This window comes from Caulobacter endophyticus, from assembly GCF_003116815.1.
GTDB lineage: Bacteria > Pseudomonadota > Alphaproteobacteria > Caulobacterales > Caulobacteraceae > Caulobacter > Caulobacter endophyticus.
Genome location: NZ_QDKQ01000006.1, coordinates 26,991 through 38,065, shown reverse-complemented (window position 1 = coordinate 38,065; position 11,075 = coordinate 26,991). Strand labels below are relative to the sequence as shown.

The following is an 11,075-nucleotide window of genomic DNA, read 5'->3' as shown; positions in this document are numbered from 1 at the left end:
TGCGATCCATCGCGGAAACTCCCGTGAACGGCATCCAGACCTCCACAGCGAAGGCCCAAAGGTGTCACGGATGTCCCGGCACACCTGTTTCGGATGTCTCCGGTCTGAACACGGGAGAGGTGGCCCGGAGGGCCGGAGGGGGTCAGCCCAGGCAGGTGCGCTGGATCTCGGCGCGCAGCTCGGGCAGGCCCAGGCCCTTCTCCGACGAGGTGGCGATCACCCGCGGGAAGGCGGCCGGGCGCTTGGCGATGGCCTTGAGCGTGTCGGCCACGACCTTGTCGACCTCGGGCGGCTTGATCTTGTCGGCCTTGGTCAGGACGATCTGGTAGGACACCGCCGAGATGTCGAGGGCGTCCATCGCCTCGGCGTCGACCTTCTTGAGGCCGTGGCGCGAGTCGATCAGCAGGTAGACCCGCTTGAGGTTCGGCCGGCCGCGCAGGAACTGGCGGCCCAGGTCCTGGAACTTGCTGGCCGTCGAGCGCGAGACGCGCGCGAAGCCGTAGCCCGGCAGGTCGACCAGGCGCAGCTGTTCGGCCAGCAGGAAGAAGTTCAGCTCGCGCGTGCGGCCCGGCTCGTTGGAGGCGCGGGCCAGGTACTTCTGGCCGACGAGGCCGTTGATCAGGCTCGACTTGCCGACGTTGGAGCGGCCGGCGAAGGCCACTTCCGGCAGGTCGGCGGGCGGCAGGCCGTCCATGCGGACGGCCCCCATCATGAACGAGACCGGCTGGGCGAACAGCACCCGGGCCGCCTCGATCTCCTCGTCGGTGTAGAGGGGCTCGATCGGATCGGTCATCAGGTCGCCGTCGCGGTCTTGCCAGTCAGGCGAGCGATGATCTTGTCGATCGGGTTCTCGACCTTGTAGCGGCGCATGATGATGTACTGCTGGATGATGGTCAGAACGTTCGACCAGCACCAGTAGATCACCAGGCCGACGGCGAAGCCCGACAGGGTGAAGGTGAAGATGATCGGGAACAGCTGGAAGATCTTCTGCTGCATCGGATCACCGGCCGGCGGGTTCATCGCCGTGGTCAGCCACATGGTGAAGCCGTACAGCAGCGGCCACACGCCCAGGTGCGCGATCATCGCGCCCAGGAAGGGCAGCGAACCCGGATCCCACGGGATCAGGCCGAACAGGTTGAAGATGGTGGTCGGATCCGGCGCCGAAAGGTCCTGGATCCAGCCGAAGAACGGCGCGTGCCGCATTTCGATGGTGACCGTCAGCACCTTGTACAGCGAGTAGAACACCGGGATCTGGATCAGCATGGGCACGCAGCCCATGAACGGATTGATCTTCTCCTTGGCGTACAGCGCCATCATCTCCTGCTGCTGCTTGGCAGGATCGTCCTTGTGCCGGGCCTTCAGCTTCTCGACCTCGGGGGCGACCTTCTTCATCTTCGCCATCGACTCGTAGCTCTTGTCCGCCAGCGGATAGAGGATGAGCTTCAGGGCGACGGTCAGCAGCATGATGGCGATGCCGAAGTTGCCGACCAGCTTGTAGAAGATTTCCAGCACGTTGAAGATCGGGCGGGTGATCAGGGCGAACATGCCCCAGTCCACGGCCCATTCGAAGCGCGGGATGGCCTGGGCCTTCTTGTCCCAGAACTGCCACCAGGCCGGGGCCTGGCCATCGCCGTACTCGTACTTGCGCAGCAGCGGCACGGTCTTGGCGCCGGCGAACAGGCGGGTCGTCTCGGTGACGGTCTGGCCCGGGTTCACGGTCTTGGCGACGGCGGCGAAGTTGGCTTCGTAGACGTCCACGCCGCCCACGGGCGTGACGTTGTACTGGGCGTTGATGCGCTCGTTCTGGGTCGGGATCAGGGCCGTCAGCCAGTACTTGTCGGTGATGCCGGTCCAGCCGCCGACCGAGGCGATGGTCTGCTGCGGCTTGTCCTTCTTCCACTTCTGGTACTTGGACTGCTCGAGCTTGTAGTCCTTCTCGCCCAGCATGCCGATCGCCCCTTCGTGGACGATGTGGTTCTTGCCGAGGTCGGCCGGGACGCCCCAGCGACGCACCGAGGCGTAGGGGATGATCGAGACCGGCTGGCCGCCGTTGTTGCGGACGCTGTCGGTGACGGTGAACATGGCGTCGGCGTCGACCGCGATCACGCGGTTGAACACCAGGCCGGCGCCGTTGTCATAGGTCAGGGTGACGGGCGAGCCCGGACGCAGGGTCTGGCCCGGCGCGGCGGTCCACACCGTGTTCTCGCCCGGCATGGCGCCGAGGTTCTGGCCGCTCCAGCCGAACAGCGTGAAGAAGGCGTTCTCCGCGCCGGCGGGGCGCAGCAGCTCGACCGGCGGCGAGGCCTTGCTGGTGGTTTCGCGATAGCGCTTGAGCAGCAGGTCGTCGACGCTGCCGCTCTTCAGCGAGACCGAGCCCGACAGGGTGGGCGTGTCGATCGGAATGCGCGGGCTGGCGGCCTTGGCCGCGTCGCGCGACAGCTTGATCGGCTGCGGCCGGCCGTCCGGTCCGATGGCCATGCCCGGGTTGGCGGCGGCGGCCTGAGCCTCGGCGGCCTTCTTGGCGCGTTCGGCGGCTTCCTGCTTCTTCTGGTTCGGACCCAGGACGAAGAACTGGTAGCCGATCAGGATCGCGAACGCGCTGATGATGAAGACCAGCGTGTTCTTGTTGTCGTTCTGCATGGACACTTAACCGGGATCGGAGGGATCGGACGCAAGCGCGTGCGAATGGGGTGAGACGGGCGCGGACGGGGCAGACGGAGCTGTACGCTTGCCCCCGCGGTCGATTTCGGCCGCGAGGCTTACCAGCGCGGATTTTACATCGTCAAGCAAACGCCCCCACGGCCGCGAGCGCGTGCCGCCGCGAGCGATGAACACATAGTCGCAACCGGGGCGTCCATGAAGGGGGAGAAGCAGTCTGGCGGCCTCGCGCAGGCGTCTTTTGGCGCGATTGCGCTCCACCGAGCCGCCGACCTTCTTGGAGGCGGTGAAACCGACGCGGATCAGGGCGTCGTCGTCGCCCCGCGGGCGCAGCTGCATGAAGACGGCGCCGCGCGACAGGGACGGCGCCTTGGCGGCCTTCAGGAAGTCGGACCGCACCTTGAGGCGCTCGATCGTCGGATCCGTCCGGACCGGGGAAACCTGGGATTCGGTCATGAAAAAAGCCGCCCTTTCCGGCGCAGGCTGAAGGCCTGGTTCTGGGAAGGGGCGGCTTTTGTCATGTCGTACGATCCCGCCGAGGCAGGAAAGAAGAGCGGGAGAACCCGCTCCTAGGCCGTCAGGCGCTTACGGCCCTTGGCGCGGCGACGAGCAACGATCTTTTGACCGTTCTTGGTGGCCATGCGGGCGCGGTAGCCATGACGGCGGGCTCGCACGAGCTTCGACGGCTGGAATGTCCGCTTCACGACGTGGCTCCGAAACTAATAGAGTGGACGCGAAACCTGGCGGCCCCGCGAGTGAGGGGCGGTGGATAAGCGACGAGCCCGGCGATGTCAACCGCGCAAAAGCGCCGGAAGCTGAGTCAGGCCAAGGGCTTGGGCTAATGGCTCCGCGCGCTTCCCAATAGCACGAGCGCGAAGATCGACCAGTCCAGGGCCAAGTGGGCCGCGAACGAGGACCAGACGCTCTTGGTCAGCAGATAGGGAATCGTCAGCACCAGCCGCGACACGCCGATGACCAGCAGCACCTGCATCAGGTTCCAGCCGTAGGTCGGCAGGTGCAGCAGGCCGAAGATGATCGCCGAGACGATCCATGCGCCCGCGATCGCCGCTCCCTTGGAAAGGCCCAGGCGACCGTGCAGCAGGGTCAGCAGGGCCAGGAACGGCAGGATGGTCACCAGCTCCTCGCCCAGCAACTGCGGCGCGGTCCCGCCGATGAAGACGACCCGCTCCCAGGTGTGCAGCTGTGGGAGGCTTCCCGCGAAGGGGTTGGCGGCGAACGGTCCGAGCTTGGAAAGCGAGAAGGCCAGGGCGATCCCGCCGGAGACCAGCAGGGCCAGTATGGTCGCCGCCAGGCCCACCAGGATGTCGATCAGCCTCGGGCGCGGAAAGATCGCCGTCCATCCTCGCCCCGCCGCCAGGGCCAGGCCGATCAGCGGCAGGGCCGCGAACAGCAGCGGCGCGACGAGCCCCAGCGGGCCGCCCAGCGGCCCACGCGGCACGAAGATCAGGGCCAGGAACCCGGCCACGCAGCCGCCCAGGGCCAGGGCCCAGCCGCCGGCCGACAAGGCGACCGGCTCGCCGCGATAATAGGGAAAGTCCCGCCAGGCCATGTCGAAGCTCCGCTGTCGCGAGGGATTAGGACCCGGCTTCGCGCCGCGTGTATAGCGTCCGTCGCGCGCGCCGTGGTGGAAAGGCTGGAATTGGTCGGAAAGCGGCTGCTATCACCAAGGCGACCAGTGGAGTGCGTCGCGCGTGGACCTTCTGAAGATCCTGAGAAGCTTCGAGGAACTGCTCTTCGAGGCCATGACCTGGCTCTACTTCTATCCGCGCACCATGCTGCGGATCGTGGCCCGGCCGATGGCCACCATGGCCTATTCCGACCGCGAGGAAGGCCAGCCGGAGGGCGAACGCTACGACGACTCGCTAAGCCCGCCCGTGCTGCTGATCATAACCCTGGTGATCGCCAACGCCGTCGGCTGGGTCACCCACGTCGCTCAGCCGGCCAACGCCTCGGCCCTGGCCAAGATGCTCTACGACTCCCCGCAAAACCTGCTGATGTTCCGCTGCCTGCTGTTTGGCATGACGCCCCTGGTCGTGGCCCTGACCCTGCTGCGCAAGAAGGGAATGGCGGTGTCGCGCAAAACCCTGCGGCGGCCGTTCTACGCACAATGCTACCTGGCCTCGCCGGTGGCGCTTGCCGTGTCGCTGGGCCTGATGGCCATCCAGCGCAACACCCCGGGCTTTGTCGGCCTGGGCCTGGCGGTCATCCTGGCCTCCACGGCGTGGCTGCTGCTGACGGAAACCCGCTGGCTGGCGGGCCACCTCAAGATCAGCCTTCCCTGCGCCGCGGCGATGGCCGCCGCGGCCATCGCGCGGGCGTTGTTCTACATGCTGCTGACCCTGCTGCCCCTGGCGCTGGTCTGAGACCTCAGTAGGGTTCCATCTTGCGGACCTGGCCGCTGGCCGAGACCGTGCAGCGCGAGCGGTACGAGCCGGTGGCCATGGTAAGCTCCCAGTCGCCGCGGCCAAGGTCGCGGACGCTGATCGGCACGCTGCTGCCGTAGGGACGGCTCTGGTACTCGTCGGCGCGGCGCGAGCAGGCGTCCTGGGCCGCGCGCGGGGCGCTGCGCACGTAGCGGGAGTTGGAGAAGCGGCGGTTGTCGCGCTCGGACTGACCCGCCAGGAAGCCCTCGTGATAGCCCTCGCTGTCGTGGCGATCATCGTAGTCGGAACCGTAGAGCGCCGCCTGGTAGCCGCGCTCGTACTCGGCGTCGTGGTCGCGGCCGGCGTCGTCATGGCTCTTCTTGTGGGCCGCCAGGGCCGCGGCCAGGCCGACGATGGCCACGCCCGCCACCACCGCCGAGGCGTCGGAGCCCGAGCTCTTCTTGCGGCACATGTTGCGGGCCTCGACGATGGTCAGGTAGCGGCCGTCGCGCGTGGTGACCTGCACGCACTCGTCTCCCCGCCGCCAGTAGCCGAACTTGGCCGAGCCGCCCTCGTCGACGTGGTCCAGCGCATAGCCGCGGGCCTGCAGCTCGGTCTCGCCGCCGGCGGCGCGAGCGCCCACCAGGTCGCGCAGGTTCGAGGGGATCTGGGCCAGCGCCGGCGCGACGGTCCCCCCCGCGATGAGGCTGGCCAGGGCGACGACGGCGACGGCCTTGCGAGATGCGAACATGCTGGCTTTCCACTCAACGGTTGCGGCCGACGGTCTCGGCCGATGCAGAGTTGAACCACGTCCGCCCGGCGCGGCGAAAGAAGCTTTCGCGACAAATCGGCAAGAAATTTCGCCCGCCGTTAAACGGCGATCAAACATGACCGCCTAGGGTCGCCGCTCTCGTGTTTCGACGGGCCGCGCGCCCCCTTCAGGAGCGCCTCGTGCCCCAGCGTCCGTTCCGTTTTCCCGACCGCCAGCCCGCAGGGCCGGCCGCGTCGAACGAGAACGACGCCGGCTGGCTTCGCTATCGCCACCTCAAGATCGAGGCCGTTATCTTCCTGCTGGTGCTGGTCACCTTCGCCGCGGTGCTGGGCAAGAGCGCCGTCACCCGCCAGGCCCTGACCCTGACCCCGCAGTCGACGGGGTTCGCCGGCTACGCCTTTTCAGACGCAGAGAGCGGTGGGCGCTCCACCGTGACGCCCGATCCCGACCGCCCTCTGGCCTGGTCGTGCGACATCCGTCCCGACGTGACCTATCCCTACTGCGGTTACGGGCTGCAATTCGGGCTCGTCGACGCCAACGCCCGGGGCCGAGACTTCTCGCGCTTCCAGACCCTGACCCTGCGCCTGAACTGGCGAGGCCAGGCCGAGCGGCTGAAGCTGCTGGTCAAGATCGCTCCCCCGGCCGAACTGAAGGACAGGCTCGACGGCCAGGACGTACCGCTGACCCTGGAGTTCGCCGTCGTCCCCGGCGCCAACACCGTCACCCTGCCGCTCGACCGTCTGGAGCCGGAGGCGTGGTGGGCGTCGAGCCACGGCCTGTCTCGTCGCGACGTGACGGTCGATCTCAGGGACGTCCGGTCTGTCGCCGTCGCGGTGGGCAACGCCCCGCCCGGTCCGCTTTCGGTGTCGCTTGACGCCATGACCTTCCAGGGCGTCCAGCTGTCGGACGAGCAGTGGTACCTGATCATCCTGGGCGTCTGGCTGGTGATGATCGGCGCCTTCCTGACGCATCGCGTGTTCGGCATGCGCCGCGAGTTCGAGGCCCGCCAGCGCCAGCAGGCCGACGAGGCCCGCGCCCTGTCGGACGCCCGCATCGCCGCCGAGACCGCCAACGCGGCCAAGTCGCAGTTCCTCAGCCACATGAGCCACGAACTGCGCACGCCGCTGAACGCGGTGATCGGCTACAGCTACTGGCTCAGCCGGGGCGATCTGGATCCCAGGCAGCGTACCGCCGTCGACGCCATCCGATCCAGCGGCGAGCACCTGCTGGCGGTGATCACCGACATTCTCGACCTGGCCAAGATCGAGGCCGGCAAGCTGGATCTGCAGCCGACCGCCTTCGACCTGGCCGCGTGCCTGGCCGAGCTGGACCAGATGTTCCGCCTGCGCGCCGAAGAGAAGGACCTGGCCTTCGCCGTCGTCCTGGCGCCGGAGGTTCCGACCACCATCGTCGCCGATCCCAAGCGCCTGCGGCAGGTGCTGATCAACCTGCTGGGCAACGCCATCAAGTTCACCGACGCCGGCCACGTGGCCCTGCGGGTCGATCGCCAGGAAGACCGGGCCGGCCAGACCGCGCGCCTGCGCTTCACGGTGGAGGACACCGGCATCGGCATCGCACCCGACCAGCTGGACGCGGTGTTCCGGCCGTTCGAGCAGGTGGGCGACGCCTCGCGCCACGTGGGCGGCACCGGCCTTGGCCTCAGCATCACCCGCCAGATCGTCGACACCATGGGCGGGGTGATCACGCTCGACAGCACGCCGGGCCTGGGCAGCCGCTTCGTCGTCGAGGCGCCGGTGGGGCTGGCGGCGCAGGCGCCGGCGGCCAGGCGGCAGGCCTAGTCGGCCTCGACCACCCTCACCCCCGCCGTCCGCAACGGCGCCAGGAGCTCTTCGGGCAGGCCGCGCGCGACGACCACCGCGCCGACCTGCGCCAGAGGCGCGACTCCGTAGGGCGAGGCCGCGCCCAGCTTGTCGCGGGTGGCCAGGACCACGGTCTCGGCCGACTGGCGGGCGATCAGCCGCTTGATCGCCGCCTCCTCGGGATCGCCCGTCGTCACGCCGGTCTCCGGATGCAGGCCGGTCGCGCCCATGAAGAAGAGGTCGGCCCGCACCCGAGCGATCGCCTCGGCGGCGGCCGCCCCCACCGCGACGATCGAGTGCTTGAAGAGCCGCCCGCCGACCAGCTCGACCTCGACCGTCGGGTGACCGGCCAGTTCGACGGCGATGCTGGGGCTGTGGGTGATCACGCTCGCCCGCAGGTCGGCCGGCAGGCTGCGCGCCAGCTGCACGTTGGTGGTGCCGCCGTCGAGGAAGATGATCTGCCCCGGCCGGATCAGCCCCGCCGCCGCCCGCGCCAGCAGGCGCTTTTCGGCGCCGGCGCGCCCCTCGCGCACGCCGAACGGGGCCACCGCCGGCGAGGCCGGCAGGGCGCCGCCATGCACCCGCTGCAGCAGGCCCTCGGCCGCCAGCTCCCGCAGGTCGCGCCGGATCGTGTCCTCCGAGACGCCCAGGTCCTGGCTGAACGGCTTGGCGACCAGCCGCCCCTCCCGCCCCAGAACCCGCAGGATCAGCGCCTTGCGCTCGGATGTCAGCATCGATGCACGAACCTTCTTGACTCCGCACGATACTGCACGAATTTAGGCGCCCGATCCAGGCCTATCCAAGGACCCCGCCATGACCATCGCCGATCGCGTCCGCGTGGAGGACGTCACCCTGCTGTCCGACGACTGGTACACGCTGAAGAAGACCACCTTCTCGTACCTGCGCGCCGACGGGACCTGGCAGCGCCAGACGCGCGAGACCTACGACCGGGGCAACGGCGCGGCGATCCTGCTCTACGACCTTGAGCGGCGCACGATCGTGCTGGTCAGCCAGTTCCGCTATCCGGCCTTCGTCAACGGCCACGACGACCTGCTGCTGGAAGTCCCGGCCGGCCTGCTCGACGACGCCGAGCCCGAGACCCGCATCCGCGCCGAGGTCGAGGAGGAGACCGGCTTTCGCGTGAAGGCCGTGCGCAAGATCTTCGACGCCTTCATGAGCCCGGGCTCGGTAACCGAGCGCCTGCATTTCTTCGTCGGCGAATATGCGCCGGGCGACCGGGTCTCGGCCGGCGGCGGCGAGGCCGACGAAGGCGAGGACATCGCCGTCGAGGAGGTGACGATCGAGGACGCCCTGGCGATGATCGGCTCCGGCGCCATCCGCGACGCCAAGACGATCATGCTGCTGCAGTACGCCGCGCTGCATCTGTTTAGGTGAACGAGGTTGGGGCGATAGAAATTCAAACAATCGTTTGACTTCTATCCCTGCCCGCCGCCTACTCCGCGACGTCGATCGACGAGGGAGACGGCCATGGCCTGGGATTTTCTGGTCGCCAAGTCCGACCTGCGCAGCACGCGGCTCCAGGAGATCGAGCCGTCCCCGCTCGAGGAAGGCGAGGTCCGGCTGGCGGTCGAAAGCTTTGCCCTGACGGCCAACAACGTCACCTACGCCGCTTTCGGCGAGACCATGCGCTACTGGGACTTCTTTCCCGCCCCCGAGGGATGGGGGCGGGCGCCGGTGTGGGGCCATGCGCGGGTCGAGGCCTCGGCCCATCCGGAGGTCGCGGTCGGGCGGCGGTTCTACGGCTACCTGCCGATGTCGACGCACCTGACGATCAAGGCGCGGCCCGGCCGGACGGGCCTCTCAGACGCCTCGCCCCATCGCCAGGGACTGGCGGCCGCCTACAACCACTATCTGGCCGTGGAAGACGATCCCGGCCAGGACGACTACCGCGCCCTGCTGCAGCCGCTGTTCATCACCTCGTTCCTGATCGAGGACTTCCTCGACGAGCACGGCGGCTTCGGCGGAAAATCGGTGGTGCTGACCAGCGCCTCGTCCAAGACGGCGATCGGCCTCGCCCACCTCTTGAAGAGGCGCGGCGCAGTGCGAGTGGTCGGACTGACCTCGCCGCGCGGTCGCAGCTTCGTCGAGGCCCTGGGCTATCACGACCAGGTGCTGACCTATGACGACCTGGCCGAGGCGGCGATCGCCCGGCCGGCGGTCTCGGTCGACTTCGCCGGCGACGCGGGCGTGCTGGCGGGGCTGCACGCGACCTTCGGCGAGGAACTGGCCTATTCGATGCTGGTGGGCGGCGCCCACTGGGAGGCCGGCGGCGCCCAGGGCGCCCTGCCGGGTCCCGGGCCGGTGTTCTTCTTCGCCCCCGACCGCATCGCCAAGCGGCGACAGGACTGGGGTCCGGGCGGGTTTGACGAGCGCTATGGCCAGGCCTGGGCCGGCTTCGTCGCCGACGCCCCGCGCTGGCTGCACGTCCAGCGCTCGCAAGGCTTCGAGGCGATCCAGGCGGCCTGGCTGGCCCAGGTCAACGGCGAGACCCGGCCCGATGTCGGGGTGAGCCTGGCGCCCTAGCCGCCGGCCTTGACCGCGTCCCAGGTGCGGGTGGCCGAGCCCTGGGCCTGGCCAAGGGCGGCGCGCAGCCAGGCCAGGTTATTGTCGACCATCTGCGGCGGCAGGTCCTGGCGGGCCATGCGCTCGGCCTCGTCGACGCGGCCCTGCAGGCCGACCACGAGGGCCAGGTTCTGGCGGACCTGGATCGTCGAGGACGGCATGACCGCCGCCTTGCGCAGCAGGGCCTCGGCGCCGGCCAGGTCGCCGTGGCCGGCCAGGTACATGGCGAGGTTGGCGGCCGGAGCGGCCTCGTTCGGGGCCAGGGCCACGGCCTGGCGGTGGGCGGCCAGGGCCTCGTCGTCGCGTTTGGACTGCTCCAGGGCCACGCCCAGCAGGGATTGCGGACGCCAGTCGCGCGGCGCGGCGGCGGCGGCGGCCTTGGCCGGCTCGATGGCGAAGAAGCCCTCGCCCTGCGCCAGTTGCACCCGCGCCGATTCCAGCAGGGCCTCGACGTCGCCCGGATGCGAGACCAGCACCCGGCTGGCGGCGGCGGCGGCGTCTTCATAGCGGCCGAGCGAGCGCAGGGCCTGCGACAGGGCCGCGCCCGCCTCGGCGTCGCGCGGGTCGGCGTCGAACTGGTTGCTCCAGAAGGCGGCGCGGGCCAGCGGGTCCAGGCGGCGAGCCTCGGCGCGCTCGGCGGGACTGGCCTTGCGCGGCGCAGCGGGCTGAGCGGCCGTCGGGGCGCTGGCGGCGGATTTCGCGGCCTTGTCGCCCTTGCCCGCGGCCAGGGCCGGAACGCTCACCAGAAGAATGGACGTCAGGACGGTTGCGAGCAGGGCAGGCTTGCGACACATGGAAGGCATGTCTCCGGAAGGTCGGCCGAGCATCGCGCGGCCGCCTCAAGGAATCGTTAAGCAT

12 protein-coding genes are annotated in these 11,075 nt (G+C 69.2%); 4 read left to right on the top strand and 8 right to left on the bottom strand.

Translation table 11 applies throughout. The annotated features are described in order from the left end of the window. Positions 1 to 142 precede the first annotated feature (142 nt). From yihA to DDF67_RS00460, 5 genes are all read right to left on the bottom strand, one after another. On the bottom strand, positions 143 to 793 hold the full coding sequence (yihA, locus tag DDF67_RS00480; RefSeq protein WP_109099020.1) for a ribosome biogenesis GTP-binding protein YihA/YsxC: 651 nt from the start codon (positions 791 to 793) through the stop codon (positions 143 to 145). Beyond that, positions 793 to 2,640, bottom strand: coding sequence for a membrane protein insertase YidC (gene yidC / locus DDF67_RS00475; protein ID WP_109099019.1), 1,848 nt, complete (start codon positions 2,638 to 2,640; stop codon positions 793 to 795). Before yidC ends, yihA begins: the two co-directional genes overlap by 1 nt. A gap of 6 nt (positions 2,641 to 2,646) precedes the next feature. Next, on the bottom strand, positions 2,647 to 3,114 hold the full coding sequence (gene rnpA / locus DDF67_RS00470) for a ribonuclease P protein component (RefSeq protein ID WP_109099018.1): 468 nt from the start codon (positions 3,112 to 3,114) through the stop codon (positions 2,647 to 2,649). Positions 3,115 to 3,227: 113 nt separating this feature from the next. Next, positions 3,228 to 3,362 carry a 50S ribosomal protein L34 gene (rpmH, locus tag DDF67_RS00465; RefSeq protein WP_012284717.1) on the bottom strand — a complete coding sequence of 45 codons (135 nt, stop codon included), beginning with the start codon at positions 3,360 to 3,362 and terminating at the stop codon, positions 3,228 to 3,230. 134 nt (positions 3,363 to 3,496) lie between these two features. After that, positions 3,497 to 4,228, bottom strand: a complete 732-nt coding sequence (locus tag DDF67_RS00460; RefSeq protein WP_109099017.1) for a CPBP family glutamic-type intramembrane protease — start codon at positions 4,226 to 4,228, stop codon at positions 3,497 to 3,499. Between the two features lie 142 nt (positions 4,229 to 4,370). Between DDF67_RS00460 and DDF67_RS00455 the strand changes: the two genes are divergently transcribed. Further along, positions 4,371 to 5,042: a hypothetical protein gene (locus DDF67_RS00455; protein WP_109099016.1), complete on the top strand. Its 672-nt coding sequence runs from the start codon at positions 4,371 to 4,373 to the stop codon at positions 5,040 to 5,042. Between the two features lie 4 nt (positions 5,043 to 5,046). Here the strand turns inward: DDF67_RS00455 and DDF67_RS00450 are convergent, their stop codons facing one another. Then, positions 5,047 to 5,793, bottom strand: coding sequence for a hypothetical protein (locus DDF67_RS00450; protein ID WP_199229103.1), 747 nt, complete (start codon positions 5,791 to 5,793; stop codon positions 5,047 to 5,049). A gap of 200 nt (positions 5,794 to 5,993) precedes the next feature. Between DDF67_RS00450 and DDF67_RS00445 the strand changes: the two genes are divergently transcribed. After that, entirely contained in the window at positions 5,994 to 7,613 is a 1,620-nt protein-coding gene (locus DDF67_RS00445; RefSeq protein ID WP_109099015.1) for a sensor histidine kinase, read from the top strand. Here DDF67_RS00445 and DDF67_RS00440 read toward each other — a convergent pair. Beyond that, positions 7,610 to 8,368, bottom strand: a complete 759-nt coding sequence (locus DDF67_RS00440; RefSeq protein WP_109099014.1) for a DeoR/GlpR family DNA-binding transcription regulator — start codon at positions 8,366 to 8,368, stop codon at positions 7,610 to 7,612. The two genes, DDF67_RS00445 and DDF67_RS00440, sit on opposite strands and share 4 nt — an antisense overlap. A gap of 79 nt (positions 8,369 to 8,447) precedes the next feature. Here DDF67_RS00440 and DDF67_RS00435 point away from each other — a divergent pair, with 79 nt between their 5' ends. Beyond that, positions 8,448 to 9,029, top strand: coding sequence for an NUDIX domain-containing protein (locus DDF67_RS00435; protein ID WP_109099013.1), 582 nt, complete (start codon positions 8,448 to 8,450; stop codon positions 9,027 to 9,029). A gap of 93 nt (positions 9,030 to 9,122) precedes the next feature. Then, positions 9,123 to 10,178 (top strand): DUF2855 family protein, encoded by a 1,056-nt coding sequence (locus DDF67_RS00430; RefSeq protein ID WP_109099012.1) that lies wholly within the window; start codon positions 9,123 to 9,125, stop codon positions 10,176 to 10,178. Here DDF67_RS00430 and DDF67_RS00425 read toward each other — a convergent pair. Next, positions 10,175 to 11,011, bottom strand: a complete 837-nt coding sequence (locus tag DDF67_RS00425; protein WP_109099011.1) for a tetratricopeptide repeat protein — start codon at positions 11,009 to 11,011, stop codon at positions 10,175 to 10,177. The genes DDF67_RS00430 and DDF67_RS00425 overlap by 4 nt on opposite strands. Between the last annotated feature and the right edge of the window lie 64 nt (positions 11,012 to 11,075).